Below are 26,699 nucleotides of genomic sequence, written 5' to 3'. Positions count from 1 at the left end.
ACCCTAGGATAATCGATGATAAATATTAACCCCATGGTTGAATACGTCAGTAACATTAGCGACGCTGGGAATAGTAGAGTTGCCTGAAAAAAAGGCGAGTCCTGCTTGTATTCCGCGGGCAAAATTGGCAGCGGCGGCCAAATTATTTAATGAGTTAGGAGCAATTGCTTCGAATGCATGAATTGCAACATCGGGAAGATATTCTATTGCTGCGGCTTCTGGGTTATTAACGTATTGAAACATAACAAGTGTGGCAACCAGTGCATTGTAACCACGATATATCGTGCTCCAATTTAAAAGATTGTACATCGTTACTGGTTTTGAGTTTGTTTGATGTTGTTTTTCATAAGCCATTTTTAGTACTCCTTGTGTTTTAGAACCCAAAAGTCATTCTTTTGCTCACGCTATTATAAGGTAAATTATAAATTTTAAAATGAGCTCGATTTTTTTGATTGAGTCACTTTGATTCTTTTTCACTTATAGCATTGAAGTAGAAAAAAAACGAGTTAAAATAATTAGTTACCTATGAAAAACCTTAATTCGAATATTTGAAGAGTTTTAATTAGTTACAACCAACTCACGATTAAATTCTAATTTGATCTCAATTTATGCTACTTTAAAAAGGATTTTAGAAATGCCACAAGGAACAACTTATTCTACTGTATTAGAGCGTCTTCAGGCACGTGCGCCACAGTCCTCATCTGCCCATAGAAACGCACAACGTGGTAACGCTGGATTGGCAGTGACCCAACTCTCAGTACAAGCAGGCATGCAAATTGTTAACGCAACAAGCCCTATTCCTTTAATCCCTATATCTTTTGCCCAGGTACTCAATTCCGGTTACGCTCTATGCCGCGCAGATACCCATCTTAATGAAAAAGTGATTCAAGGACTGCAAGCGATTTTTTCTGCCATTATACTGGGGTTAGCAATTACCTTGGTGTTTGATGATGAGCAGATACTTGGACAAGTCATGTACTTATTTCAACTTCTCTATAGTTCATTGCTTCTGGTTTCATGGGGGGGGAGCGAAATGTCAAAAGAGCCCACTTCAACGTCTACAGCGAGCACAGCTGCTCCTCGTATGCTTAGACGCATAATTAGGAATCCAGTTGAAGATGATGAAGAAAGAGGCGAAAAAAGTGAGCATGAGGATGATGCAGAAAATGATGAGGAGATGCAATTAAGTAACAGAAAAAACACGTCCAATTGATACCAGAAAAAAGTGTAGCCTTGGAGGCAACAAACAAGCTATTTCCATGCAGAATAGTCTCAAATGAGATACTGGGTCTATTTTAAAGTGAGGGAGTATTTGCTTTGGTGTCGCCAAGCTTCATGCCATTAAGTACATTTTCGAATACGTCGTAATTATTGGAGTTTGACTCGGTATTAAGTATGGGAAAAAGAAGATGTTGAAAAAAACCGGCTCTTTTTTCAATTTCCTCGGCATAGGTTTCTGCCACAAGTTCGGGTTCATTCTTAAAAGCGCCACAACCCCAGGCGCCAAGGACTGCGTGAGTTTGTCCAGCAAGAATTAATGTGTCCAGTTGGGCCGCGATTCGTCGGCGTATATCTTCTCTGTGTTCTTTTAATACCTGAGGCGCTGTGGATTGGGACTCAGCAAAGTGCTCGGGAGCCGCTGACCTTAATTCGTAAAAAGGAAAAATACTGTCTTGAGGAAGAAATGCATAACTCAATTCTGGACTTACAACACGTCCAGATGCTCCAAAATCTTCCATCGTCGAAGGCAGCATTATTTCCGGGCCTCTAAAACATATTCTAGGTTCTGTGCTATGGAGGGTTTTATAGATTTCCTCAGGATAAATTATGGAGCAACGTTCTTTTAGAATGTCACGCTCTTTTGCTGTCATTTTTTTTCTGCCTTGGACTAATGCGGTTCCTTCCTCAGTATATACAAACAGGTTCGTGTCCTTATCTAAGGTAACTATTTTATCCATTAATGAAAGCATGCATGTACTTCGATGCCATATATTTTCTTCGAGAGCGCTCCCTCCTTCTAATCCAGCACCTCCCGGATAGCGGTCACTTGACGGATTCAATACGGTATAAGTTACGGCATTCTCTTTAGTGGCTTTAAAAGTTGCATCACCCCAATCTTGATATCCAACTTCAACTCTCGCGACAAATGAAGAGGATGCTGCAGAGTTTAATTCTTTCCAACGCTTCATATTATCTATAGCTGCTTTCTGTAAGCCTTTATATTCCTCGGGAGTGGTTACCTTAACTATTGTTTTATAGATACTATCATGACGCCAAAGATCCCCAGATAAGCTTCCTTTGAAAAAGCTGGGTCTATGTGAGGCGTGAACCGCATAAATCGAAGAATAGACCTCACTGGAAGGTACGCGGCTGCCAAAAAATCTAATCCTACCGAGCATAATTTAAATCCTCAATATAATTGGTACTTGCTTTTATCGCATTGACATCGGCCATCCTTTGGTCAAAAATCTCAACAATGGCAATTAAAATAATCAAGATGAGTATATGTTTATCATAGTGTATCTGGGTTGGAATTCAAGAACGCATCTTAGTAATTCATCGTTTATCATTGAAAGAGAAGAATATTTGTTTTTTCTTGGGAACAGTCCTTTAATTGGAAAAAAGCATGAAAGAGAATCCATAATATTTTAACTATAATTTAATTCATTAAATGAGGTATATTAAAAGTTCATAAAACAAGGAGTGTTTATTATGATAAAAAATTCCATAAAGAATTTGAGTGGCCTCGTCATCCTTTCTTTTTCAATTCAAGCCGTTGCTAATGATACGATACGAGTGCATGTCAAAACTAATGAAAAAACAGCGGCTGCATTAGGATATACAGTGGATGGTAAAAAATCAGGGGCTCGCGGAAAATCTTATGAAGGCAAAGGACCTGTCAATAGAGAATATGTGTTTGGATATAGAAAAAATTCGGCATTTGGCCCCGATGTTTTATGCGGCTCTCACGTTCTAACCAAAGACAGTATTGTAACTTTGATCACTAAAGGTGAGCGTTGCTCTATTGTAGTCAATTAAAAAGGAACCCAAAAAGCCATTTTATTTTGCCTGATGTGTGCGTTGGACTGTGTCGATATGGAGTCTATCGGACAGATAGCGCTGCATCCTCAATCATTCGTTCATAAATCAAAACTAAAACGGAACCGTGATGAACCTCCAAAACGATTTCCGGCAAGAGCGTTCGATTAAAACACGAGGTCTTCCCTGGAAAGGAAAGATGAGTGTCATTGAGATCCCATTGCAGACCGATTGAAGAGAGAGTTGCCTCGGGAATTCCCATTAATGAAATTTTTGTCTGTACTGGCAATGACAGCTTCATTCTGGATTGTTCATTAAGCACAAAACCTCTTATTGGTGGAGCATACAAAAGACAGTTTGTTTCCATAAAGATATTTATGTTATTGAGAATATGATCCAAATGCCCACCATTCATGCCAACGATAATAGCTGGCAATAAATCATTATCTTTTAAATAATTCAGTGCTTTTTGGTAATCACTGCTGTTTTGATCGCGGTCATGAAGAAAAGGGTGGCTTTCTAGAAGAGTTGGGCGCACAGAATCCAAATCTCCGGTAATTAGTTGGGGACGAATTCCAAGTTTAAATAAACTGTTTGCGGCGCCATCAGCTGCGATAATGGGCAAATTCATCGCAACAAAAAAAGATGAATCGGGTAATTCTCCATTGAGGCATAAAATAGATTGATAGCCGCTTAAATTAATTACATCGTGCATCATAATATCTTTTTAATAAAATAAGCAGCAAACTGACAATCAAACCCACCACATTGGAGCTGATTACAAAGAAGGAGTCGGTGCTACTCCCATAAATAATCCAAGCTAAAGAACAAATGAGGTAGTTGATTAGCATGATCATCGAAAGATCTTGAGTTGATCGCGTTTTTAATGATTTGATAATTTGTGGTAATAAACCAATAAAAGAAGTAATAAAAGCAACACTGCCTGAAAACAAAACAATGGACACATTTTCCTCCGCTCAGACGAATGAGATCAGGTTCAAAGGGTTGGTTTCATCCTCTCAGCCATGACGGGCACCCCCAATGTACAAATATTATTCTAGCATGAAAGAACCTAACGCCAAAGGCATATTTAGCAATCGCGTGCTATTTTGCACAAGTGGTTATGATATAAAAAAAACACATTGTTAATATTTTGTTAAGTTTAAGGATTTAAAATTTGTTCATGAAGTCGTCAATCAGGGAGTACTTATGGGCAAAGTTATTCTTATTCATGCTAATTGTCGCAATCCTACCGCAAAAGGTGATTTTGCTTTTGCAGCGAATATCGCAAAGGACCTTTTTCATGAACTTCAAGATCGGGGTGTAAATGATATTGATGTCATTTTAGTAAGTACACTTGATGGAATAGGTAAGTTTACAAGTATGTATGGTGCTGCTGTTAACGGACGCATATCTGTAGAAGAAACGAGTATTGGGCTTTCCTCTTTAGAGGAGTTTGATGCTGTTGAAAATACAGTTGTAGCCTTTATTGATGCGAATCGATGTAAATTTCCAGCAGCAGACCTGGTCAAACGAGTACTTTCTCCTGACAGTAAAATATTATTTGTAGGGAATGTAAACCAGCTTCCCTTTGCGGATTTATTTTCGCAAACCTTATATCGTATGCAAGCCAAACTGGATCAACCAGGCCTTTACGAATCGTTTAATGACCGTGATATGATGGTAGGTAGTGCGGGTCTTGGTCAAGATCGATTAGGATTACCCACTATTGCTAAAGCGGAAGATTTACCAGATTTAAATGTTCCTGAGCAGTCAGCTAAGGCACTCCTTCCCAAAAAAGACTATGGGTTTATGTATCTTGCAGCAGTAGATCCATCTAAAGATTACAAATTAATTGCACAATACATTAAATTAAGTGGCCAAGATACATATGTACTGGTTGGGGATTTTGCGAGCAACAAGTATGATATTAGATATGCATATGAACATGATACAACGTTGACCACCTCTAAGCCTTTACCACAAATTGAATACCATCAATCATTGCCCTATAAAGTGATGCGTCAAGCAGTTGCTCACGCAGAAAGCCCATTGGTTTTATCAACTGGAGTTACTAGTACTCTGGAAGCCATGCGCGACAAAAAGCTGACTTATTATCAAGATATGTTGAACAACACGGAATTTGTTGCAGCTTATTTACTTGCGGTGAAGTCAATGGTTGCAAGTGATAATTCCCTGTTTGGAGCAATGCCTGATATGATTATTGAATTATCTGATTTGCTTTTTGCTAACAAACCACTTTCCCGCAAGAATATGGAACGAACTCAAGATCTGCTGGAAATATCTTCTGTAAGCTCAAGATTGGCCGATATGAATCAGGCCATTATCGAGCAGGCCAGTGGAAAAATCGCATCAAAACTTCTTGGTTTTTTAGGTAATTCAAGGAAAACTCAAGATCCCGTCCAACTGGCTACGGTTTGCGCTTCATTACGTAAATCAGGTGAAATGGGTAGCCCAGTGTATGATCAAGCTTTAAGAAGAGCAGCCACATGGGGGCGATTATTTGAACTTAAGGTATTGATTAAATCGATGTCACTCTCGGAAATGGATAAAGCAGATCGAACTTATGAGCGTACGGCACTTCATTGGGCCGTTACAAGCAGGAATTATGATTGTGCCAAGGCATTGGTCAACGCAGGTGTATCTTTAGATCTTCAAGATAAAGAAGGGCAGACTGCATTGCACAAAGCTGTAAAAAATGGCGATAGACAGATGATTAAAATGCTTATGCAATCTGGTGCGTCTGTAGATATTGCTGATAAATATAAAAGCAGTCCTCAAGATTGTGCTCCAGATACCGGCACTTTATTATTTTTCAAGGATTGCCATGCTCATCTGCATCAACAGACTGCTAACTTAAATATCAATGGAAGTATCTAACATTGGTATTTTCGATAAGCAAGGGACGTACTTAAAAAACTGTTTTAAGTACTCCCAATATCACGTTGTAATTTACCTTTTATCCTGATTTATGCATAGGCGGTTTTCAATAGACTCTGATTCCCTATTATTGAGTCAATTTGTTTTTTTGCAAATCAAATAGTAATGTTTTTTAATCTGTTCAAATCGATTTTTTCTTAGGATAATGAGCCCGCGATGTCAGTTTGGTAAAAATTTTTCCTTCAAATTGACTTTAGAGTAGGTTATTGGTCCTTAAAGACATGTTCCTTGAGGATGTTTTTTTCAGATAAGGAATAAAAAAATGAAAAGAATTACGCTATTAATCATGGGATTGGCTCTGACTGGTTTGGCAATTGCGAAAAGCGGGCCCAAAGAGGAAGTGCGCCATATTGTGACACTCAATGGCTTGGCTCAAGGTGACGGACGATATATTCGAACTGATGTTACTGAGAATGGCCAATATAAGTACGGCTATTATTTTTGTGGAACCCGCCATACTGTCGTATATGGCGATATGGTATTTGCTGATGAAGTAGGTGAATCTTATCGTGTGGAGCGATCTATTAAATTTTCGATTTGTCAGGATGAAACGTTAACTGAGTGTCGGGAATTTGCGTCAGATCAGTTCACTATTTTTAAGAATAAAGATGGATACTTAGAAACAGATAGTCGTCCTGTTTTACCTATTAGTGTCGCCTCAGTAAAAGATGAGTTTAAAGCATGTCAACCTAATCCAGAAGAAGATAATCGGATGAAAAAAATAATTCATGCGGGGAGCAATTATGTGATTCGTAAAGGTTAATTGACTTAAGATTAGCTCACTGGGAAGTGAGTTTGGGCAGCCATTATGTGAAATGAAATTTTCCCTTTCCAATTATTGGGAGAAGGGAATAGTCATTTTATGGTAGCCCGGACTCGTTTCACCCAGTATCTACAAAATATTCTTGGTGAAGCCTCTAAATTTTTTCCGAAATCTAGAGAAAAAATAAACAGATTTTACTATAATGCTCCGCTGCTTTTTATATAATGAATATTATGTCCCAACCAAGAACTTCGATTTTGCTTATTGGCTTGTTATCAGCCTTCTCGTTACTTACATTTGATCTTTATCAACCTTCGTTGCCTTATATCACCAGTTTTTTTGGTACAACGCATAGTTTAAGTCAATTAACCTTAAGTATTTATCTGTTTGTTTTTGGTGTGACCCAATTAGTTTGGGGGCCGTTAATTGATCATTTTGGACGACGTCGTTTGTTACCTGGCAGTTTAGTTCTTGCTGTTCTTGCCAGTTTAATTTGTGCATTTGCACCGAATATTTTTGTACTCATTCTCGGTCGGGCATTACAGGGATTTGCTTTATGCTGTGCAAATCTGATTGCTTTTTCAACTTCCCGAGACTTTGATGATACAGTAGAGCGCGCCAAGGTTCTGTCGTATGTTTCGATGATTGTTTCAATATCGCCTATCCTTGCTCCAGTTCTGGGTTCTCTTATCTTTACCTATTATGGTTGGCAAGCTAATTTCATCTTAATGGCGGTGATTGGGATAATACTCTGGCTACAGTCGCGTAAAGGATTATTTGAATCACCATTTTGGACTCGACCCAGTGAACCTTTCATTGTTAAAAAAGTAATTAGAGCCTATCAAGAGATCATTCCATCTCCTACGCTCTGGAGTGGTTCTTTTATTATGATGTTTAGTTTTGCAGCGGTCATGCTTTCGGTGATTAATTCGTCCTATATTATTATAGAACAATTTGGTTTTTCACCGTTGGTGTACGGTATCATTTTTATTATTAATGGATTAAATATTATTGTCGGTAATTATTTAGGTATTTGGCTGCGTAAATATTTCAGCATGGCAGCGACCATTTATCTTGGTAGTTGGTTTATTATTAGCGGTGGTTTCGCGATGTTAGTATGCGCAGTTTTTTACGAATTCAATTTGTATGCTCTATCTTTTGCTTTAATTTGTAATTTAGGCATTAGTTTAACTGCACCAGCTACTATGTCGATCATGCTGGCAGATTATAAAGAAAATACCGGTCTTGCATTGGCTATAATTCATACCGTTCGGATGTTTGGTTCATCTGTTTTAACAATCTTAAGTGCCTATTTGCTGATGCAAACGCTTAACGCGTTGCCTTTAGGGCTAATTGCTTGCGGGATTGGTGCGCTTTATAGTTCCTGGCATTTTAACCGTATAACAGCAGAATCTAATGACTCAGAATTGGGTGAGGCGGAAGCCGCGTAGTGCCTGGCTCAAGCTATTTACCATAAGTAACGCCGCTTTTTATATTCCTAAGTAAGGTAAATAGCTTCCGAAATTGTCGTCCTCAGGGATGAATAATGCTCTTCTAGATGTAATTCTTAGAATTTCAGCAGATGCATGTGATATCATTTTGTTTTCACATGTAATTATTGCAAACAATGAAAATAAAAATTTTCTTTTATGGATTATTAGTAAGTCTTCAGGCTTTTGCTGCACCTCGTTTTGTACCGGCTGAACCATCGCCAGCTCCTCAATATCAGATCAATGGGCCTGCATTATGCGCAACCGCTAAAGAAACTCTGGCGTATTTAAATAAGGGTAACCATTATGATCCCCGCGTTATTCATGATGGTAACGTTTTTCCAGTTCCGCTCGCACGAGTCAAAGCGACTTTGATATTTATTTGTCAACACCAAAACGAATTGAACAATCCTGCATTTATAAAAAGACACTTTGATTTTGTTCGCTGGTATCCCGATCTGGACCAAGTTAAGCCCCTAAAGATAAAAAAACCGCTTCTTGCTCATTTACCTCAAGATAAAATTTTAATGACCAAATATTATGTACATCGTGCAAAGGCGTCAATGAAACGCAGCGCAGCCTATTCGTTTGCTCTTTATGGACTTCCTCGAGATGAAGAATTACTAACACTCGAAGAAGCCGATGCAAAATCCGAATTGCTACGTTTCCAATATGGGAAGCAAGCCATATTAAAAGGAGCATTGGCGAATAAAAATGTTCCGGTCTTGGCTTATCTCAATCGAGATGATCTGGAAGCGGCATTAATGCAGGGAACCCTTATCGCAGATTTCGGCCCAAATCATCAGACAAAAATCTTTAATGTTCATCGTTGCAACAATATTGCATACGACAAAGCGAAAAACCCTTATCAACAAGAACGGTACTGGTATTTTAAACCGGTAGCTGGGATTAAAGGGTATGGCAAAGATGCAGATCATAAAATTACGGTCAATACAGAAGTCACTTTTGCAGCAGATCTTGAGCATTTTGGTTTAGGAAAACTTTTGTTGGTGCAATACCCTGATCGAACTGGAAAAATGGTGGCGCGTGCCGGTATTTTTGCTGATACAGGCGGTGCGTTCCAAAATAATTTGTATCAAGTTGATTATCTAGCGGGGAGTTATGCGGGTAGGGAAGCATTCACCCAAGCAACTCGTCATTTGCCCGATTATGTGGCTGCCTATTTTATGGTATTAAAAAAATGAAAACGTTCCTATTCTGCTCATTTTTTATAAGTTCTTTGGCACATGCATTTTCTTGTTATGATTCGCAGAAAATTCATCAGAAGCCGATCCAGTTTGATAAACAACGCATTACTTTAACACGGCAGTATCAATTAGCTCATTATGGAATTGACTCAAAGTCAATTGAAATTGAACCCAAAATGATAGTTTTGCATTGGACTTGTATTCCCACGCTCAAGGCAACTTTTCGTGTATTTGAGCCACCTACATTTCCACAGAATTCACCGCGTATTAAAGAATTACCTGGTACTTTGAATGTCTCAAGCCATTTTGTAGTAGATCGCGACGGAAGTATCTATCAGCTCATGCCTGATAACTGGATGGCAAGGCATGTTATCGGGTTGAACCATTATGCTATTGGTATTGAAAATATAGGGGGCATAGATGGTAAGGATGATCTAACCGAAGCACAAACAAAAGCCAATGCATTTTTAGTGTGTTATCTCAAAAAGAAATATCCTGAAATAAAGTATGTTATTGGTCACAATGAATATTTGAATTTTAAAAACACGCCACTTTGGCTTGAACGAGACCCGAATTATCAAACCGATAAGGAGGATCCTGGTCCCGATTTTCTTAATCGCGTCATGAAATTAGTTTCTGGTAGTAAACATACGCCACGCTGACATAGAATATCGACTTATCTAACCAATTAAAAACGTAGCCTGGGTTTCGTGCGAATCTGGGTTTGAAGACATAAAATCAAATAATGAGACAAAATTTATAGGCTACTGTCATGGAAAATCATCCTAACCCCCTTTGTTTTTTTATCTTTGGTTTTGGTTATACCGCCGAATTTTTAGCAAGAGAACTCTCTCAATTGAATTTTAAAGTGGTTGGTACGACGCGAGATAAGCATAAAATTCTAAACAGCACTCAAAAAGATTTCAAACTTATTGATTTTGATGGAGATGAAATAGCACTGTACTTAAGTAAGGCAACCCACCTTTTAGTCAGCATACCTCCTTCAGAGCGAGGAGATCCAGTTCTTTCCCGCTTTAGCGATTTAATGATAGAAAACAAAGTGAATATTCAATGGTTGGGGTATCTATCCTCAACAGGTGTTTATGGAGATCATCATGGTGCGTGGGTAACGGAAGAATCTGACTCCAGAGCGGCGGGAGCCCAAGCTAAATTAAGGTTGGTTGCTGAAAATAATTGGATGGTTTTTGCCAGAACCCAGGGAATACCACTTCATATTTTTAGATTGGCAGGAATTTATGGACCTTATCGAAATGCAATAGAACGGATTATCGGCGGAAAAAAAGTCAGTATTTATAAAGAGGGCCAGGTATTTTCCAGGATACATGTTGCTGATATTGCTGCAGTGATTTGCGCATCGATAAAAAAACCGCGACCCTACTCGATTTACAATGTTGCTGACGATGAACCTGCCCCGGCGCATATTGTAGATGCTTACGCTGCCTCATTACTCAATCAAGAGCCTTTACCGCTCATATCCTATGAAACAGCAACCCTGTCCGCAATGGAACAACAATTTTATGCAAGTAATCGTCGAGTTTCTAATGCTAAAATTAAAGAGGAGTTAAACATAAACCTGCTTTATCCTTCTTATCGTGAAGGATTAACTCAACTTTTTAAGGATAGTTATCAAGGAAAAAATTCAGACCTTCGAACTGGTGATGAATAAAATTGCTACACTAAATAAGTAATGTTTATTTGAGTCTGATTTAACGCATGGAGCGACTATGTCTGACGAATTATTAGATGTTCTGATAGTTGGGGCTGGACCAGTAGGGTTATTTTGTGCAAATGAACTAACTCGTCAGGGTTTGAGTTGTCGAATTTTTGATAAAAAATCAACAATTAGTGATAAATCCAAGGCACTAGCTATTCATATTCGAACACTCGATCTGCTTAGAGATTGCGGTTTTATCGAAGAAATTCTTATTCAAGGACAAAAGGTACATGGTGTCTTGTTTAAATCCAAAGGGAACGAGTTAATCCATGCAACCTATGCAAACGTTGAAGCAGATTATCATTTTGTTATTGATCTTCCACAAAGTAAAACAGAACAGATTCTCTATCAAGGGTTAGTTGATAGAGGATTGCAGGTTGAATGGCAAACAGAGCTTACGGAAATGGAGCAAAAATCCAATCATACAGTGTCTACTCTAAGACATGTTGATGGCCGTATCGAAAAAGTTCAGGCGAGTTGGGTTATTGCGTGTGATGGTTCACACAGCACTCTAAGAAAGCAAGTTAATGCTGAATTTATAGGTTCTTCTTACAAGCAAACATGGTGGCTTGCTGATGTGCTGATTGATTGGAAATTACCTGAAGATAAATTTATTCTTTATGTAAGTGACAAAGGTCCAGCTGCGTGCTTTCCGATGGGTGAAAAACGGTACCGTATCGTCATGACTGCGCCAGAAAAAATGATGAGTCAGGAGCCCACATTGGAAGATATAGTACATGCTTTTAAATCGCGATGCACCGACCAAGCTAATCTCCATGATCCTATATGGATCAGCCAATTCGGTATCGATCACAAACAAATCCAAAAGTATCGTTATGGACGAGTATTTTTTGCTGGTGATGCAGCTCATGTTCATAGTCCTATGGGGGGACAAGGTTTAAACACCGGGTTACAAGATATCTATAATTTGGCTTGGAAGCTGGCACTCGTAAACAAAGGAGTGGCACATGACTCATTACTTGATAGTTACCACAGTGAACGTCATCCGGTTGCAGCAGGAGTATTAAAAATAACGGGGATAATGACTCATTTAATCATGATGACCAATCCACTGCTGATTGCTATACGTAATTTTATTTTACATACAGCCATGTCATTTGATGCCATGAAAAATTTGATTCTTAACGATCTGGCTGAGCTGACAGTGAGTTACGCTAAGAGTCCTATAGTAACCGTTCTGGGGAAAAAGACACAGTTCAAAATAGGTGAGTTTCTTCTTGATTTTTCTTTGATTGATGCCAAAAGTAAGGAGAGAAAGGAGCTACACCAATTAACCCAAGGAACACGGCATCATTTATTTTTGTTTACTGGATTTGCTTCTAATCAGTCATCGCTTTTATTTGAAACCGCAGCGGCAATAGAGCAGCGATTTAAAGGTTTAATCAAAGCGCACATTGTATACTCCAATGCTGAAATGACATTACCTGCTGAAAATCTGTCGCTATTAATTGATGAGGATCAAAAAATGCATCAGTACTTTAATATCAATCAAGCCACGGCAGTACTGATTCGTCCTGATAAATATATTGGCTTAACCCAGCAGCCAGTAAATAAGGATGCGTTATTGGATCATATGGAAGATTCTTATTTGTATGTTGGTCCTCCAATTTGATTCAGAATATACATTAGTCCTATCGAAGATAGTTTATTAAGGTTATTATTTCGCTCGTGAATGCGATTGCTTTTTGAGAAAAAATTATCAACAAATTGTTATTTATAAGTGCAACAGGTTGTAATCAACCCAAAAATAGAATAAAAATTGACATGATGCTTTGTATCATTTTTTGCATAGACTATGACAATCAGTTAAAAGTGCGGTACAAAAAGAATTTAAACCCCTTATCCAAGTCACAAAGATTCATAAAAACTATGGACTGTTACATGCTGATAGGGAAATGTCTAACATACATTGAACATATGAGTTGAAATATGCCGCAATGAAACATATTTACTGATATGTACGCTAAAAATATTGAATAAAAATAATCAGAAATGGATTAAATACTTTATGAAAATAAAATTACTGGCGCAACGCGTCAATATTTTAAGGAAAAAAAGTACCTTACTATGTTGGCTTTTGGGTTTTGTGTTTTCAGTGAATGGTTTTGCTACTCCAAGTGATGCGGAACTGATAAAAAAATTACAAGCGATTGAAAAAAACTCGAATACCGTAATGGGGCTTACTGCCATTTATATAGAGAAAAATAAGATCATTGAACATAATAGCTCCCAGCGTTTTTTCATGGCGAGCACCATCAAGTTACCCATTGCGATGGCTTTTTTACATCGCGTTGATGAGAAGAAGGATTCATTAGATCGTGTGATTAAAATGGATTCAAGTAATTCAGTTCCTGGTTCCGGAGCATTGCATTATTTATTTGAAAAGAAAAAATTAAACATTTCCCTGAAACAAATATTGATGCATACACTCAAAAATAGTGATAACAGTGCAAGTGATGCATTGTTGCAGGCGGCGAACGGACCTAAATATGTAGCAAAACGGATGAGTGCACTAGGATTCAAGAATACTTTTATTAATCGCTCGATTATGGAAATGTTTTTGGATACAAATCATGTCGATCATTCATTTTTAAAAAAACGCCAACCGGTCTATTCCTGGCAAAAAATATCGAATCGTGTGCCTCTTAAAGAAAAGCAACAAGCATGGCAACGTTTTCAAAAAGATATACGTGACACCACAACACCGGATGACATGGCAAAATTACTCGTAAAATTATATAAAAAGCAAGCACTCTCAGAATCAAGTACCGATCTTTTGATGAAGATTATGGAGCAATGCCGCACGGGCCGCAGCAGAATAAAGGGGTTACTGCCACCTAATGTAAAGGTAGCGCATAAAACAGGGACATGGTCAATTTATGAACGGGATTATTTAAGGTATCCCGGATCTAAAAAACTGTATCGTTTTGTTAGTGATGTTGGGATTATTACTTTGCCCAAAAATAAAGGACATATTGCAATTGCAGTGTATGTTAAATCAAAATCAGCTAGTGATTATCCGCGCAGCCGCGCTATTGCCCTTGCAAGTCGTGCTATCTATGATCATTTCATGAAGTCATAATCTTAATCGCTTTAACCGTAACCTATCTGTTTTTGCCGTCATCTCGCGTTGCACCCGGGACGACGGAGGCTTATAGCGTTGAGCTCAAGCCACAAAACTGCTCAAAAAAATATTAGAAAAGCTTCCTTATTTCGTATACTCTGTCACAAAAATAAACTTTGATGACAAGGAGGTTAGGATGCGCCGTTGTTTGACTTTGGTTTTAAATGGACTCATTTATTTGCTCATGAGTTTTGATCTATATGCGCAGTTACCCTGTAATTATCAGGATTTATCTGCTGCAGAAAAGCAAAATTTATTATGGAATGAAATCACCTTAAGCAATGCCGAAGATTCATTACCTCCACTGACGGGGAGTAGCTTTAATGAAGTACTCGAAAAATTAAAAGGCTTATTTAACTTAAAGCCTACATTTGATTATACCAGTGATGAGCTGCCTGAAGGGCGAGTAAAAATTATTCATGCTAATGGTTCAGTAGGGAAAATCGCTTTGATTCCAGCAGAGGGCCATCCATTCACCGGCATTTATCAATCCGGTGGAATTGGGGTTGCACGCCTTTCTCTGGCAACTCCGCCTGCTGATGATAATTACATTCCTGGGATGGCAATTAAAATTTTAATTTCTAAGCATTCCTCTTTAAATTTGCATGTTATGAATTTGCTTGAAGGACAAAAAGAGAATTGGAATTATTTTGCCAAAGATTTTTCCAATCAAATCCCGCATCCTACCAGTTGGACTTTGACTGCCATTGAGAAAATTTTTGAATTTACTCGTGACCCGGCGAATAATCTGCCTCTATGGCATTTAGCGGCTTGGACAAGTGAAGGTAAATATAATGGCATTCCAGTTTTTCCTGAGCGACTTTATTTCAGACCAACTGGTTTAGTCAAAGATTTGATTCCTGAAACCTCTCGGGAAGATTTCAGAGTCTCTTTATTACAAGTACCTATGGGACCAATCTATGAAGTATATGGAGCATATCAAGGTACAGAGTACCATATAGGAACATTAGTGTTGGAAAGCCCTTTATTGGCGTCAAATTATGGTGATAAGACATTATTTTTTCAACACCAACGATAAATTAAACATCCAATCGCAGCCCGGGTGAAGGCACTGCTCTAACCCCGGAACGCGTAGCAATCATTTCTTTTGGCCTGAATTTGGGTAGGTAATCATTTGCTTTTTTAGTTGGTTATACCCAAAGCAGAAGCAAATATTATTTCTTCTTCTCTCGAGGCAACGATCAATTCTTTGGTGTTGAGTTTGTTTGCTGCGTTTAACTCCATGTATGACATTGGAGGTGGTAGTGCAGATCTGCCTAAGCGACTTAGTATTTTTATACTGCTATTTAATTCATGATCTTGAGGAGTTTTTATCGACTGAGGTTTGTTTCGTTCTTTATGTTCTAAGTGGGCCTCATCTGAATTGAGTACTTTATATCTTAAAACATGACGAAGATAAAATTCTGCAGCCGTTTTATCCACAGTTTTATTGCGATTTTCTATGATATAGCGAAACATCAGGTCGATTTGTTTCTCTTCAGTTTTGCGTGCTTCCTTACCACAAGGCGTGTCTAAATTGAAAATATGAGTTAGAAGACTTTGAAAACAATCATGTCCATGAACATAAGTAATGCAGTAGTTATTGTGTGTTGCTGGTCTTGCTGTTTGGATTTCTTTCGTCTCATCCCATCGATTCCAGAAAAGATAAACTAAAGGCCATGCAGCTCTTTCTTGTTCTGACATATTGGTTCTGTCGTGAATTGCATCTGTATGAAACAGGGTGTGAACACTATTATTCTCAAGGTAGGATTGAAATCGATAATTAATTTGCTCAATAGTTGCTGCTAAAGCTTCTGCTGTGGCGTCATCATAGTGTACTCCCAAACTTTGAGCCATCAATTGAATGGCATCAAAACGGATGGGAGCGTGACTAAATAAAGTAATTCCCTTTTCACTTATTGTGTAGTCGATTATTTTCAACGTGGGTTTATAGAGTTCATTGACTAAAAGGGTTAACTCTTCATGGGAAATAATATCGTTTTCGAGTAAAAGCTTAAGGCCCCAGAACGAGGGGATTTGAAAATCAGCAATATAACCTTGAGGCAAAAAGGGATTCCCAGCCATGAATTGCTCAAACGCATAGATAAATTCACTTCCATGATTAGAAACAAGAATAGTTAATGGACAATGCGTTTGTTTAAGTAAGTTAAGAATTCTAAAGGTGAAGTAATCACAATTTCCACGATCGGTAATTTCATCACCAAGAAGACGAATCATGGTTTGATTATCACGAACTTCTACTTGATTCATGAAGAGATTAAATTGAGCAATACAGTGAGACAGCTTATCTTTAGGTTCAGTTAATTTTTGTTTTAATTTTACGCACTCTTCTTCCGCTGTTTGTAACTTTTCTAGTGTTTGTTGCCGCAATTGGATTATGGCTTGATATTGATGCGTGTCACTATTTGCTTCAAGTGATAATTGTCTATCCTGATTTGCAATCCGTTCTTTTGCATTATCTATTTTGACTTGTGTTAATTGCAGAAGGGTACGGTTTTCCAGATACGCTTCAAGGATCTCCCCATATTGCTCATAAAGTGTTACGAGTTGCTCATACGTTTTTTCATTATTTTCAACGGTATCTTTAAATTGAATGATTTGCTGGCGAAAGAGGAAATGGATGAGTTTGATTGGATTGCCATGTAAATCACCGAGGGTGATCGAGCCTAAATTGTGTTCCAATTCATTTGGATACTTATAAATATCAACATTTTTATTTATAAGGTGATTGGTCATCCATTAACCCAGGTTATGCGATTCTTCATTAAAAGAAAATAACTCATCCAATCAAAAGTATCAAATAAAGACGCATCCGTTATTATTTTAGAACGAGCATACCTAGATTTAAAAATGAAAGACAGCCCATCACGCCAAAGGTTAACATCATTCCTCGAACACGAAATTTCAAATGATGCTTTTCCTGAAGAAACGCATAGGCATGGAATAATCGTCCCAAGATAAATAAAAAAACCAGAATGGAGAGGATTAACCAGTTTGCTTTATTTACTTCCGCACAAAAAAGCAATATTAAGGTAAGCGGGACATATTCGCCAAAATTGCCGTGAGCTCTTATTGCCATTTCCAAATCAACGCATTCTTTACTGCCAATAGAAACTTTATGTTTTCGACGTAGGGTCACAACATAGATTGAGAGATAAACATAGGCTAGGGCCAACAATGAACTGCTTATGGTTGTTACCGGATACATTTTACTCCTCCAATAAAAATGAATATAAGACGTCCTATTAATCCGTTGTTACAGAGTTCAGGTTTACTATAAAATCATCAAAACACTGCTGAACTTGCTCAAAAGCAAGTAACCATGGCAAATGGCCTGCTTTAGCAATTATTTTATTGATATTGTTTTTTCTTTGAAAGTCTTTGTTTTCGATGAAGATGTTTGGTGGACAAATAAAGTCATGTTCACTGGCAATCGTCATTGTTGGTATTGCTTCTGGAGCCCATTTGCAGAAATAATCCGGATAAAAATGTTCAATAGCATGATAGTAAGCCGCATTATTAAATGCAAAAAGAGAAATGAGTTTTTCTCCTTCTTCCAATTCATCGGTTGTAAAGCAATAATATTTATAAGTGTTCCAAAATTCTTTATAGGTTTCATTGGAGGGAGTCAAATGATATTGGCTGGCAGCAGGAACCAAATCGGGTAACTGATATGACTGTTGCATGCAACTTACATGCTGAAAAAAGCTGTTTTTGGTAGTGGTATTCATTAATACCAACCCGGTCAGATGGTGCTTAAGCTCGGGTAGGTTTAACGCAAACATTCCTGAAAAACTGTGGGTGACCAATACTGGTTTGGAAAAGGATTCTAATAAATCAATTAAACCGTCTTGCCAATATGGGATACCCAGTTTGCCTTGAGTATTAGTGCCATCTTTGGGGAAGTCTAAAAGAAAAACAGACCCTGGCAAATACAATTTGGTACATAAATCAGTCAGGTATTCCGATCCCAAGCCTGGACCACCAGGTAAGAAGAGCCAGGAGTAGCCCAAACCGTTCGTCAGTTGTTTTATCCTATAACCGAATTTAGTGTATTTCATGCATTGCATTAACTCAATTTATCAAGGTTTTATCATAACATATAGATTAGTTGAATTAATGTTGCATTAGCATTTATAGTGAATTTAAGGAGTTCCATTAACTCGACAGAAGTACGGAGCCATCCATTGAAACAGGGAGTGTATTGTGAAAAAAACATCTCATATCGTTTTTTTATGTGTTTTTTTAATTTCGGCTCATGTACATGCAAATTATCTTAGATACAGCGGTAAATGTCAGTTTACTCTTACTCGCGACAGGTATGCCTATTGTTTGGAGAAAGAGATGGTTTTTTATGATAATAAATTTAGTCAGCTCTATAGTCATTTAACGCCTAATGAATCCCTCGCCGCGACAGAGGCATTGGCAACACAGGTGGTAGAACCGAATTGTGATGCTATAGCAAAGAGAATTGGTGCCGGTTTGGAATATCATATTGCGTTTAGAACCTGTATGATTTACATCACCAAAGAAAAAATTGCCTGTATCAAGAGATTTATCCCCTGTCAAACGTGTTGGGGAAGAAAGTGGCTTAACGCAGGAAAAAAACCTTATTTATTCTTAGAAAACGTTTCGATCAATGTATCTGACCCTACTTGATTGTATGGGCAGAAGGAAAAGCAGTGAGAAAAATTGTGGCCCGGGTTTCATGCTTCACCCAGGCTTCAAGCGCTTCTTAATTTGCAGGTGTAGGTGCTGCGGGCGCAGGTTCTGATTTGGAGGAAGAAGCTGTACTTTCAGCACAAGTATCAGCAACCGTATCAATTTCTGCATAATACTGTTTGTCCGTCATATCATTGGATTTTTTGAGCAAATCCACTAATTTGGGTTTAGCACAATCACAAAAAGTATTTATTAATTTTTTATCCTCATCCGTTTGTTTGGGGATGACCAGCGCCCATCGACTCTGACAATAATCCGCTACATCACTATCCTTTGCTTTATCTAAGCCAACATCCTCTTCTATAGAATCCATCGCGTCATGAAGCAATGTTCTTGATATGCATACCTGGGCCGCTTTTTGAACGGCTGCTTCATTATCTAATGGTTGTTTTGCTGCACAACCACAATATTTTTCACCAAAATTCTTAAAATCTACTTTGTCTTTTACTTCATCTGCTTTTTTCATCCAGGCATTTGTACATCGAGATTGAAAGTCTTCGGCGGTGTCGGCATAAGTTGATAAGGAACACAGCATTGCAAGAATGGAAATACCGATTCCTTTTAAAAAGAAACGATTCATATTAGGACACTCCTTGTGTTTGTAAATTTTATTATTTCCTCATTGAGAATAGCCAATGTCTTATCGGTTATCTATATAATTTTTAAAAATTTAGTTTTTTATTCTTTTTAGATAGAATCATTTTTTTTATTAACAAAAACAATAATCATGATAAGAACAGTAGAAAAACACTGGTCTCGAGTAGAGTACCTACACAAGAACGTAAAAAATCCCAATATTCACATTAAAGGGATGCACAGTTACTACAGTGATGCCTGGACAGGTAGTTTTGAAGAAACGGTGGTGAGATATCTCTATGGAGATGAATTCAGCTTAAGAAATTGGCAGCCTCAATGGAGCATTGATCAGCTCTACATAGGTGATTATGTGTGCATAGCAGCCGAGGTGATTATTATGTTGGGAGGAAATCATAATCACCGAGCCGATTGGTTTTGCTTGTATCCATTTGCAGACAATTATGTGCAGGCATACCAAGGCAAGGGTAATACAATCATTAAAGATGGAGTTTGGCTTGGTATGCGCTCGATGATTATGCCGGGTGTCACAATTGGTGAAGGTGCAATCATTGCTGCCAATAGTGTGGTGACGAAAGATGTTGAGCCGTACAGCATTGTTGCAGGTAGTCCTGCTAAACTGGTAAAAAAACGATTTTCAGACAATGTGATTCAACGTATTCTCAATCTGGATGTCTATTCATGGCCTGAAGAAAAATTTAATCACTTAAAACAGTATATTTGTAGCAGTGACATCGCAGCTCTTGAAGAACAAAGTCGCAAGTACGATGCGATAGCTTTGGGGTAAGTACTAATTGGCAGGGAGATAATCGGCAAATGAAACATGGGCTGGGGTGTTCCTGCCCGTATAAAAACTAAATATTGCCGTTACAGATTGCTCTTATTGGATAAGCACCTAAATTGTTAACCTGAGCTTGAGTGCCAGGATCTGCCGCGACAGGAATTTGTTGCAGGTTGCTGATAGTTGAGACTAAAAAATCTCCTTGTTTAAATGTAGTTCCATTGAATGTGCCTTTTCCATGAATTATCTGTATGGAAATTTGGCTTTTTGCGCTTGAAACGGCATGTACTTCACAGAGCATAGAGACTTTTTGTATATTGGTATTCGTTAATATAGTAGATTTATGAGAGTCAAGATTGATTTCAATTGGGGACGCAAAAACAGAAGTGCTAACTAAAAAAAGTATGGTACATAAAACTCTATTCATAAAGCGGTGCATAATCGTCCTTATTAATTAATCGATAATAAAGCTCTTGCCTAAACTGAATTTGTTCATTCATTACTGGGTTATCTACAGATTATGCTGGAGCTGTAATTAGTTTCCACAATATATCGTAATTTTGCATAAGGGAAAATCAAAAAACTTAAATGCTCCTTCCGCGAGTGTATTTTTTAAAAGTGAGTGGCCCAGACTCGATATTTTTGATGCATTCTGTTATCGAATCGAGTCTGGCTCGCTTTTTCATGAGTAAATTTTAAACCTGTTGTACCAATTGAGGATTGTTCTTTCGTTGCAGCGCATCCAAAAAATCCCTGACAGTACGAACTTTTTCATCAACGAGCTCATCGGCTTTACCCGCTTTAATAAACGCTCTTAACTCCTTGCCTAAATTACCGTTTCTTAAAGTATCTACATGTCGGGTTAAATCAATCTTTTCTCCATTTAAGGCTTTGCTTAGGGCATCAACTGCGTCGCATTTTTGTTTCAAGCTTTTCTGGAAACGTGTAAAAAAATTATAAAAATACTCTTTAGTTTTCCCTGAAGAATCTACTATTTTTTTTCTATCTTCGAGATAGCCAGAAAGGAGTGCGTGGATGTCATATTCTCGGATTTTTTTCTGATTTTGAAGGGAATGATATACCTCGGCAATCTTCTTTATGCTCGCCCCATGTCTCACGCGGTATTCTTCAACCTTTTCATGATTTCCGAAAAGTGCATACTCTGTAGCAATCTTATCAACGCTCGCCCCATGTTTCACGTGGTATTCTTCAACCTTTTCATGATTTCCAGCAAAAATATAACCTTGGGCGATCGCATCAGTATTCTTTTGCGTATGATATTCTTCAACTTTCTCATGATTTCCAGCTAAAGCATAACCTTGCGCAATCGCCGTTGCGTCTGCCTTAAATCGCTCCCGAAATTCCTGCACTTTTTCATGATTACCTGCTATAGCGTAGCCTTTAGCAATGAAATTGACTATGCTAGAAGTTTCTACAGTAGGTAAAAAGATATAGTCTTCGACTTTTTCATGATTCCCAACTATGGCATAGCTTTGAGCAATCGCATAAGCGTTTGCGCCATGCCGCCGATACTCTTCAACTTTCGTATCATTTCCTGCTAGCACATAATACTTGGCAATTGCACTCACACCTACTTTATGGGCGCTACGATATTCTTCAACTTTGGTATGATTACCGGCATGCGCATAACCTTTAGCAATTGCAAAGGGCGATGCTTTATGTTGCGTCCGGTACTCTTCAACTTGATTATGATAATTAGCTAATGCATAACCTTCGGCAATTGCATCAACGCTTGCATTATATTTTGTTCGGTATTCTTCTACTTTTAGATGATTGCCGGTTATCGCATAGCCTTGGGCAATTGCATCAACACTTGCATTATGTTTCGTACGATATCGTTCAACATGAAGGTGATTTCCGGCTCTGGCATAACCTTGAGCAATTGCGTCTATACATGTTTTCTGCTGGCTTAATTGGCGATACTCTTCAACCTTTGGTGTATTACCAAACAACGCATACCCTTTAGCAATGCGCTCAATGTTTGCATGGTGTTTTGTTCGATAAATTTCGGCACTTTCATGGTCTCCTGCCATGGCATAAGCTTCTGCAATCTCATGAACGCTTGCATTATACTGAGTGCGATATTCTTCTACTCTTTGATGTTTTCCTGAAAAAGCATAGCCTTTAGCAATTGCATGGACACTTGCCGCGTGCTTTGCTCGATACTCTTTAACTTTCAGATAATAAATATCTCCGGCAGATGCATAACCTTGAGCAATTAGATCCACGCTTGCTCTATGATCGTCACGATATTCCTCGACTTTAGCATGATTTCCAGCTAGCGCATAACCATAGGCAATGTGATCAACGCTTGCTCCTAGTTCACGCAACCATTCGACTTGTTGAGTATATCCTTGAGATGCTAATTCACCTGCCGGAGTAAGTAAGGGGTTAAATCCTCTTTTCTCATCAATGTGACATCCCTTTGACTCGAGGTGTAGATTCTTTAATTTCAGCCTTAAATCTTCTTTGGATTTTGCTTGTAATGCCGCTACATAAATTTTGCTGAACATAAGTGAGCTCTAACTAGGCAATCATGGGAATTATTGTACATTAGTTGATTTTATTAGTCGATTTGTATTTTCTATCTAAGTAGCGAGAATTAATAAATGAATAAGATTGAAAAGTTGAACATCTCATGTAAGAATTTCGTGTGAAAATTTTGGACTTAAATTGATAAAGGATGATCACATGCTAAAAAAAATTCTTATCCTTACTACTTTTTTCTTATTATCTTGCTCAGCCTATAGTATGCCTGAAGAAGCAAAAGCCTATCTTGCAAATCAATGTCATGAAGTGTCTCAAAACATCGAAGCGTTAAGCGTTGATCAAACAAACTCTTGCTCATCCATAATCCAGGAATCTGCAAAATTAGTAGATCGCAGCGGGCAGTTCATATTAAAAGAATATTGGTTTAACGCAAGGACGGATTTGCATCGTTCTTATAGATTGTTAACGGATACCACTAAAATGAATTGTAACTCAGCCACAGAAATTTCTATTGCCCAAAAAAATATTGATGCCATATTAGAACAATTATACGGGTTAGAATGAAATAAAATTACACCATTTAGCTATTAATTATCTTAATTTTTTGACGGCGCAATCTTAAGCAAAGGAAAAGCAAATGAAAATTATTGTAGTCGGTGGAACTGGAATAATAGGTGAAGCAGTGTGTAAAGAACTGGCACAGCGTCACATAGTAGTTACCGTAGGCCATACACATGGCGATTTTCAAGTGGACATTAGAGATACCCATTCAATCGAGACGCTCTACCAATCAATAGGCTCGTTCGATGCAGTTGTTTCGGTAACCGGAGAAGTGTGCTTTGAACGATTAACGAATTTTACTGAAGAACAATATGCTCTCGGCCTGAATAGTAAATTGATGGGACAAATTAGACTGGTATTAGTTGGTCTTAAATACATCAATAAGAGCGGTTCATTTACTTTAACAAGCGGTATTTTAAGTCATGATCCAATTTTGATGGGCACATCTGGCTCTATGGTCAATGGTGCACTCAATTCTTTTGTTAAAAGTGCTGCGATTGAAATGCCACATCATCTTCGTATTAATGCAGTAAGCCCTACGGTCATCTCGGAATCAATGAGTCGATATGCACCTTTTTTTCCTGGTTTTGAACCGGTGCCAGCCAGTCGTGTTGCGCTGGCATTTTGCAAAAGTGTCGAAGGTGCGCAAACAGGGATGGTTTATTCTGTAGAATAAAATTCAAAAAAGTACCACATGATTGCCTTTTGGGGGATGAGTGGCCCATGTAATTGAGGAATGATTTTAATATGCTGCATAGAATATTTTGGTTTTTTTACTTTTCATATCTATTTACTGTAAAAATTTGGGCAGCAGTTCCTGCTGATTTTATGTTTCATAACAAGCCCCTCGATGCTTTGTGTTTTTTTAATATGGAAGGAAACGTAATTGACCTGAATCAATGCGGGTTAGCAAAACAAAAATATGTTATGAAAGGACAAAATTCCAAGCTCATTGCAAACGGTTATATAGGCTATGATTGGCAAGATCCCGAATTTTCAGACTCAGCACAAGGTTACAGCTATTACAAATTTTTTAATGCTGGAGAGAAAACATATTGGCTTTACACTATTAATAGTGGTGGTGGCACAGGGCATTTTACTGCCATCCATCGAGTAAAAAGAAAAAATGCAGATATTTTGGATCTTGAAACGTTGGCAGGTGGCGATCGTTGTAATGGAGGTTTGCAAGACGTATTAGAGGTCAATAATCACTTAAGCTTTAGTCAAAACCTTACCGCCTATGATCTGGTTGGATTATCTAAAAAGTCTGATCCTAGTATTAAAGCATATGATGATTTGGCCGCATGTGCCATTTGCTGTGTTGCTAAAGCCTATTATAGCGTGGACTCGAATGCTCAGCTGAAATTGGATTACATTGATTTAGGAACTATTGCAGATACCAAAGAAATGCCCGATCAGGGGACGCTCCAGTCTTGCTTTAATCAATTATTCATTTCTTATGTTGCCGCAGGTAACACCAAGTTAAAACAAAGTATGTTAGATGAGTTTGCAGCAAAATTTAATCAAACTTGTAAAAAATCTGATTAAGAGCAAGGGCAACAGTTTTTTTAGGAGGATAGGATGAGCTCTACTGAATTAGTGGCTCACTTTGTCCTTGGGATCCTTAACAATTTCCTTGCCATTAGGATTAACTTGTACTGACGAACCGTCTGTATTGGTAATAATCTTGGTTCCGTCTGGTTTATAGATTATGGAAGAATGATCCACATTGGTGATAATTTTAGTGCCATCAGGATTTTTTTGTACCATAGACCCATCCGCATTGGTAATAATTTTGGTACCATCTTTTTTCTCTACCACCGAAGAATGGTCTGTGTTGGTAATAATCTTGGTGCCGTCAGCCTTTATTTCAACCGAAGAACCGTCAGAATTTTTTACTACCTTAGCTTGATCTGCGAACGATGTTGGGCTCAAAAGAGCTAAAAGCAACAAGATTATCATCAACTTGAAAAAACGACTGATCAATTCTGGAAAGTCCAAACGAAGAGTGTTCATATGCTATCCTTTCCTTGACTTAAAGTACTATTAAGTATAGCCGTAAAAAACCTGTTGAATTATTTTAGGGGCATGATGGTTTAAATTTTATCTAAATGGGTTTGTTCATTATAAGCGTGTGACTTTTTGGTCTCTCCTTAATTCTTAATTTGAGCTATGCTTATTTCAAATAGGTCCGCGCGCGATATTGAGGTCTAGAGTCATCCAGGGAGAATACCAAGAATGAGTTACTTTAATGCAAAGGACCCGATATGTGAAACTCAAGGATGTCCGCAGCAAATTAGTGTAGCGTTGCTTCCTCGAGCGGTTGATCTGGGCGGATTTCAAGTAGACCGCATAATCCCCTCTAAGGAGAAAAAAACTGTAGGTCCTTTTGTTTTTTGGGATCAAGCAGGACCAGGCGAACTCCTATCGGGCAAGGGAATTGATATACTCCCACACCCACATATTGGTCTATCAACCATGACTTATTTATTTTCTGGGAAACTGGAGCATCGAGATACACTTGGTAGCCATCAAATTATTGTTCCTGGTGAAGTGAATCTAATGACTGCTGGACGAGGGATTGCTCATTCAGAGCGCACACCACACGAAGCTCGTTTTTATCCACACCATCTTTTTGGAATTCAATGCTGGTTAGCATTAGCCGTTCACAAAGAAGAAACCAATCCTTCATTTACCCATTATGATAAAAGTGCCATTCCTACATATAACGATGATAAAAATTTGAGTTTGCGGATTGTTACTGGGGAATGGATGGGATTGAAATCATCGGTTATCACTCCAAACGATGCACTTTTTGTTGAATGTAAATTAAAGCCTCATACTCAATTTAGCATCCCATCGACAGTAGAAGAGCGAGCAATTCATCTTCTAAGTGGAGAGATAACTATAAACAATACTCAATATAAAGCTACAAAAATGCTTATCCTTAAAACAGGAGTTGAAGTCAAGATAACAGCTATCTCTGATGTTCATATGATTATTCTGGGTGGTGCGCCACTTGAACAACGGCGATATCTTTGGTGGAATTTTGTAGCTAGTTCTAAAGAACGAATTGAACAAGCAAAATTGGATTGGAAAGAAGGACGATTTGGGAAAATACCTGGCGATGATAAAGAATCGATACCTTTGCCAGAATAAACATATTTT

28 protein-coding genes and 1 riboswitch are annotated in these 26,699 nt (G+C 38.1%); of the genes, 17 read left to right on the top strand and 11 right to left on the bottom strand.

Features of this window, described 5'->3' with window-relative positions; all coding sequences use genetic code 11:
- Positions 1–3: 3 nt before the first annotated feature.
- Positions 4–354 (bottom strand): hypothetical protein, encoded by a 351-nt coding sequence (locus BW930_RS04890; RefSeq protein ID WP_058467264.1) that lies wholly within the window; start codon positions 352–354, stop codon positions 4–6.
- Positions 355–634: 280 nt separating this feature from the next.
- On the opposite strand from BW930_RS04890, the gene BW930_RS04885 reads away from it, so the two are divergent.
- Positions 635–1,213 (top strand): hypothetical protein, encoded by a 579-nt coding sequence (locus tag BW930_RS04885; protein ID WP_058467263.1) that lies wholly within the window; start codon positions 635–637, stop codon positions 1,211–1,213.
- A gap of 82 nt (positions 1,214–1,295) precedes the next feature.
- Here the strand turns inward: BW930_RS04885 and BW930_RS04880 are convergent, their stop codons facing one another.
- Positions 1,296–2,399, bottom strand: coding sequence for a poly(ADP-ribose) glycohydrolase domain-containing protein (locus tag BW930_RS04880; protein ID WP_058467262.1), 1,104 nt, complete (start codon positions 2,397–2,399; stop codon positions 1,296–1,298).
- A 313-nt stretch (positions 2,400–2,712) separates the two neighbouring features.
- Here BW930_RS04880 and BW930_RS04875 point away from each other — a divergent pair, with 313 nt between their 5' ends.
- Positions 2,713–3,039 (top strand): hypothetical protein, encoded by a 327-nt coding sequence (locus BW930_RS04875; RefSeq protein WP_058467261.1) that lies wholly within the window; start codon positions 2,713–2,715, stop codon positions 3,037–3,039.
- 64 nt (positions 3,040–3,103) lie between these two features.
- On the opposite strand, the gene BW930_RS04870 is transcribed toward BW930_RS04875, so the two are convergent.
- Both BW930_RS04870 and BW930_RS04865 read right to left on the bottom strand, forming a co-directional pair.
- Entirely contained in the window at positions 3,104–3,754 is a 651-nt protein-coding gene (locus BW930_RS04870) for a thiamine diphosphokinase (protein ID WP_058467260.1), read from the bottom strand.
- Entirely contained in the window at positions 3,738–4,004 is a 267-nt protein-coding gene (locus tag BW930_RS04865) for a SemiSWEET family sugar transporter (RefSeq protein ID WP_058467259.1), read from the bottom strand. The genes BW930_RS04870 and BW930_RS04865 overlap by 17 nt, the downstream gene beginning before the upstream one ends.
- Positions 3,991–4,089, bottom strand: a riboswitch (TPP riboswitch). Its footprint overlaps the gene before it by 14 nt.
- Before the next feature lie 159 nt (positions 4,090–4,248).
- On the opposite strand from BW930_RS04865, the gene ankY reads away from it, so the two are divergent.
- The 9 genes from ankY to BW930_RS04820 all read left to right on the top strand — a co-directional run bounded on the left by ankY (position 4,249) and on the right by BW930_RS04820 (position 15,380).
- Positions 4,249–5,940 carry a Dot/Icm T4SS effector AnkY/LegA9 gene (gene ankY / locus BW930_RS04860; protein WP_058467258.1) on the top strand — a complete coding sequence of 564 codons (1,692 nt, stop codon included), beginning with the start codon at positions 4,249–4,251 and terminating at the stop codon, positions 5,938–5,940.
- Between the two features lie 322 nt (positions 5,941–6,262).
- Entirely contained in the window at positions 6,263–6,763 is a 501-nt protein-coding gene (locus tag BW930_RS04855; protein WP_058467257.1) for a hypothetical protein, read from the top strand.
- 233 nt (positions 6,764–6,996) lie between these two features.
- Complete coding sequence (locus tag BW930_RS04850; RefSeq protein WP_058467256.1) at positions 6,997–8,214, top strand: multidrug effflux MFS transporter; 1,218 nt, start codon at positions 6,997–6,999, stop codon at positions 8,212–8,214.
- A gap of 176 nt (positions 8,215–8,390) precedes the next feature.
- A complete protein-coding gene (locus tag BW930_RS04845; protein WP_058467255.1) occupies positions 8,391–9,458 on the top strand; it encodes a hypothetical protein in 1,068 nt (355 codons plus the stop codon).
- Positions 9,455–10,123: a peptidoglycan recognition protein family protein gene (locus BW930_RS04840; RefSeq protein WP_058467254.1), complete on the top strand. Its 669-nt coding sequence runs from the start codon at positions 9,455–9,457 to the stop codon at positions 10,121–10,123. The genes BW930_RS04845 and BW930_RS04840 overlap by 4 nt, the downstream gene beginning before the upstream one ends.
- Before the next feature lie 110 nt (positions 10,124–10,233).
- Positions 10,234–11,148, top strand: coding sequence for an SDR family oxidoreductase (locus BW930_RS04835; RefSeq protein ID WP_058467253.1), 915 nt, complete (start codon positions 10,234–10,236; stop codon positions 11,146–11,148).
- 58 nt (positions 11,149–11,206) lie between these two features.
- On the top strand, positions 11,207–12,829 hold the full coding sequence (locus BW930_RS04830) for an FAD-dependent monooxygenase (protein WP_058467252.1): 1,623 nt from the start codon (positions 11,207–11,209) through the stop codon (positions 12,827–12,829).
- Positions 12,830–13,225: 396 nt separating this feature from the next.
- The gene (gene bla, locus BW930_RS04825; protein WP_058467251.1) at positions 13,226–14,299 is read left to right on the top strand and encodes a class A beta-lactamase; all 1,074 of its coding nucleotides are present in this window, start codon (positions 13,226–13,228) and stop codon (positions 14,297–14,299) included.
- A gap of 178 nt (positions 14,300–14,477) precedes the next feature.
- Positions 14,478–15,380, top strand: coding sequence for a hypothetical protein (locus BW930_RS04820; protein ID WP_058467250.1), 903 nt, complete (start codon positions 14,478–14,480; stop codon positions 15,378–15,380).
- A gap of 104 nt (positions 15,381–15,484) precedes the next feature.
- Here BW930_RS04820 and wip read toward each other — a convergent pair whose 3' ends face one another.
- The 3 genes from wip to BW930_RS04805 form a co-directional block, all read right to left on the bottom strand.
- Positions 15,485–17,098 (bottom strand): Dot/Icm T4SS effector Wip, encoded by a 1,614-nt coding sequence (gene wip, locus BW930_RS04815; RefSeq protein WP_058467249.1) that lies wholly within the window; start codon positions 17,096–17,098, stop codon positions 15,485–15,487.
- Between the two features lie 82 nt (positions 17,099–17,180).
- Positions 17,181–17,570, bottom strand: coding sequence for an MAPEG family protein (locus tag BW930_RS04810; protein WP_058467248.1), 390 nt, complete (start codon positions 17,568–17,570; stop codon positions 17,181–17,183).
- 37 nt (positions 17,571–17,607) lie between these two features.
- Complete coding sequence (locus BW930_RS04805) at positions 17,608–18,432, bottom strand: alpha/beta hydrolase (protein WP_058467247.1); 825 nt, start codon at positions 18,430–18,432, stop codon at positions 17,608–17,610.
- A 136-nt stretch (positions 18,433–18,568) separates the two neighbouring features.
- Here BW930_RS04805 and BW930_RS04800 point away from each other — a divergent pair, with 136 nt between their 5' ends.
- Positions 18,569–19,021, top strand: a complete 453-nt coding sequence (locus BW930_RS04800; protein WP_238587831.1) for a hypothetical protein — start codon at positions 18,569–18,571, stop codon at positions 19,019–19,021.
- Positions 19,022–19,097: 76 nt separating this feature from the next.
- Here BW930_RS04800 and BW930_RS04795 read toward each other — a convergent pair whose 3' ends face one another.
- Positions 19,098–19,664, bottom strand: coding sequence for a hypothetical protein (locus tag BW930_RS04795; RefSeq protein ID WP_058467245.1), 567 nt, complete (start codon positions 19,662–19,664; stop codon positions 19,098–19,100).
- Between the two features lie 147 nt (positions 19,665–19,811).
- Here BW930_RS04795 and BW930_RS04790 point away from each other — a divergent pair, with 147 nt between their 5' ends.
- The gene (locus BW930_RS04790) at positions 19,812–20,465 is read left to right on the top strand and encodes a CatB-related O-acetyltransferase (RefSeq protein WP_058467244.1); all 654 of its coding nucleotides are present in this window, start codon (positions 19,812–19,814) and stop codon (positions 20,463–20,465) included.
- A gap of 67 nt (positions 20,466–20,532) precedes the next feature.
- Here the strand turns inward: BW930_RS04790 and BW930_RS04785 are convergent, their stop codons facing one another.
- Complete coding sequence (locus tag BW930_RS04785) at positions 20,533–20,886, bottom strand: hypothetical protein (protein ID WP_238587830.1); 354 nt, start codon at positions 20,884–20,886, stop codon at positions 20,533–20,535.
- Between the two features lie 268 nt (positions 20,887–21,154).
- Positions 21,155–22,993 (bottom strand): hypothetical protein, encoded by a 1,839-nt coding sequence (locus BW930_RS04780; protein ID WP_058467242.1) that lies wholly within the window; start codon positions 22,991–22,993, stop codon positions 21,155–21,157.
- Positions 22,994–23,171: 178 nt separating this feature from the next.
- Between BW930_RS04780 and BW930_RS04775 the strand changes: the two genes are divergently transcribed.
- The 3 genes from BW930_RS04775 (at position 23,172) to BW930_RS04765 (ending at position 25,079) form a co-directional block, all read left to right on the top strand.
- Positions 23,172–23,534, top strand: coding sequence for a hypothetical protein (locus tag BW930_RS04775; protein ID WP_058467241.1), 363 nt, complete (start codon positions 23,172–23,174; stop codon positions 23,532–23,534).
- Positions 23,535–23,607: 73 nt separating this feature from the next.
- A complete protein-coding gene (locus BW930_RS04770; protein WP_058467240.1) occupies positions 23,608–24,207 on the top strand; it encodes a short chain dehydrogenase in 600 nt (199 codons plus the stop codon).
- Positions 24,208–24,278: 71 nt separating this feature from the next.
- A complete protein-coding gene (locus BW930_RS04765) occupies positions 24,279–25,079 on the top strand; it encodes a hypothetical protein (RefSeq protein ID WP_058467239.1) in 801 nt (266 codons plus the stop codon).
- A 48-nt stretch (positions 25,080–25,127) separates the two neighbouring features.
- Here BW930_RS04765 and BW930_RS04760 read toward each other — a convergent pair whose 3' ends face one another.
- Entirely contained in the window at positions 25,128–25,547 is a 420-nt protein-coding gene (locus tag BW930_RS04760; protein ID WP_058467238.1) for a hypothetical protein, read from the bottom strand.
- Between the two features lie 222 nt (positions 25,548–25,769).
- Here BW930_RS04760 and BW930_RS04755 point away from each other — a divergent pair, with 222 nt between their 5' ends.
- On the top strand, positions 25,770–26,690 hold the full coding sequence (locus BW930_RS04755) for a pirin family protein (RefSeq protein ID WP_058467237.1): 921 nt from the start codon (positions 25,770–25,772) through the stop codon (positions 26,688–26,690).
- Positions 26,691–26,699 lie beyond the last annotated feature (9 nt).

Origin of the sequence: Fluoribacter gormanii, assembly GCF_900156395.1 — a bacterium.
Taxonomy (GTDB): Bacteria; Pseudomonadota; Gammaproteobacteria; order Legionellales; family Legionellaceae; genus Legionella; species Legionella gormanii.
The sequence above is the reverse complement of the archived record's forward strand: the minus strand, read 5'-3'. Positions and strand labels throughout refer to the sequence as shown.

Excerpts from the sequence above, each read along its gene's own strand:
- BW930_RS04890 (WP_058467264.1), bottom strand. The coding sequence starts at position 354 with ATGGCTTATGAAAAACAACATCAAACAAACTCAAAACCAGTAACGATG.
- BW930_RS04885 (WP_058467263.1), top strand. The coding sequence starts at position 635 with ATGCCACAAGGAACAACTTATTCTACTGTATTAGAGCGTCTTCAGGCA.
- BW930_RS04880 (WP_058467262.1), bottom strand. The coding sequence starts at position 2,399 with ATGCTCGGTAGGATTAGATTTTTTGGCAGCCGCGTACCTTCCAGTGAG.
- BW930_RS04875 (WP_058467261.1), top strand. The coding sequence starts at position 2,713 with ATGATAAAAAATTCCATAAAGAATTTGAGTGGCCTCGTCATCCTTTCT.
- BW930_RS04870 (WP_058467260.1), bottom strand. The coding sequence starts at position 3,754 with ATGCACGATGTAATTAATTTAAGCGGCTATCAATCTATTTTATGCCTC.
- ankY (WP_058467258.1), top strand. The coding sequence starts at position 4,249 with ATGGGCAAAGTTATTCTTATTCATGCTAATTGTCGCAATCCTACCGCA.
- BW930_RS04855 (WP_058467257.1), top strand. The coding sequence starts at position 6,263 with ATGAAAAGAATTACGCTATTAATCATGGGATTGGCTCTGACTGGTTTG.
- BW930_RS04850 (WP_058467256.1), top strand. The coding sequence starts at position 6,997 with ATGTCCCAACCAAGAACTTCGATTTTGCTTATTGGCTTGTTATCAGCC.
- BW930_RS04845 (WP_058467255.1), top strand. The coding sequence starts at position 8,391 with ATGAAAATAAAAATTTTCTTTTATGGATTATTAGTAAGTCTTCAGGCT.
- BW930_RS04840 (WP_058467254.1), top strand. The coding sequence starts at position 9,455 with ATGAAAACGTTCCTATTCTGCTCATTTTTTATAAGTTCTTTGGCACAT.
- BW930_RS04835 (WP_058467253.1), top strand. The coding sequence starts at position 10,234 with ATGGAAAATCATCCTAACCCCCTTTGTTTTTTTATCTTTGGTTTTGGT.
- BW930_RS04830 (WP_058467252.1), top strand. The coding sequence starts at position 11,207 with ATGTCTGACGAATTATTAGATGTTCTGATAGTTGGGGCTGGACCAGTA.
- bla (WP_058467251.1), top strand. The coding sequence starts at position 13,226 with ATGAAAATAAAATTACTGGCGCAACGCGTCAATATTTTAAGGAAAAAA.
- BW930_RS04820 (WP_058467250.1), top strand. The coding sequence starts at position 14,478 with ATGCGCCGTTGTTTGACTTTGGTTTTAAATGGACTCATTTATTTGCTC.
- wip (WP_058467249.1), bottom strand. The coding sequence starts at position 17,098 with ATGACCAATCACCTTATAAATAAAAATGTTGATATTTATAAGTATCCA.
- BW930_RS04810 (WP_058467248.1), bottom strand. The coding sequence starts at position 17,570 with ATGTATCCGGTAACAACCATAAGCAGTTCATTGTTGGCCCTAGCCTAT.
- BW930_RS04805 (WP_058467247.1), bottom strand. The coding sequence starts at position 18,432 with ATGCAATGCATGAAATACACTAAATTCGGTTATAGGATAAAACAACTG.
- BW930_RS04795 (WP_058467245.1), bottom strand. The coding sequence starts at position 19,664 with ATGAATCGTTTCTTTTTAAAAGGAATCGGTATTTCCATTCTTGCAATG.
- BW930_RS04790 (WP_058467244.1), top strand. The coding sequence starts at position 19,812 with ATGATAAGAACAGTAGAAAAACACTGGTCTCGAGTAGAGTACCTACAC.
- BW930_RS04785 (WP_238587830.1), bottom strand. The coding sequence starts at position 20,886 with ATGAATAGAGTTTTATGTACCATACTTTTTTTAGTTAGCACTTCTGTT.
- BW930_RS04780 (WP_058467242.1), bottom strand. The coding sequence starts at position 22,993 with ATGTTCAGCAAAATTTATGTAGCGGCATTACAAGCAAAATCCAAAGAA.
- BW930_RS04775 (WP_058467241.1), top strand. The coding sequence starts at position 23,172 with ATGCTAAAAAAAATTCTTATCCTTACTACTTTTTTCTTATTATCTTGC.
- BW930_RS04770 (WP_058467240.1), top strand. The coding sequence starts at position 23,608 with ATGAAAATTATTGTAGTCGGTGGAACTGGAATAATAGGTGAAGCAGTG.
- BW930_RS04765 (WP_058467239.1), top strand. The coding sequence starts at position 24,279 with ATGCTGCATAGAATATTTTGGTTTTTTTACTTTTCATATCTATTTACT.
- BW930_RS04760 (WP_058467238.1), bottom strand. The coding sequence starts at position 25,547 with ATGAACACTCTTCGTTTGGACTTTCCAGAATTGATCAGTCGTTTTTTC.
- BW930_RS04755 (WP_058467237.1), top strand. The coding sequence starts at position 25,770 with ATGAGTTACTTTAATGCAAAGGACCCGATATGTGAAACTCAAGGATGT.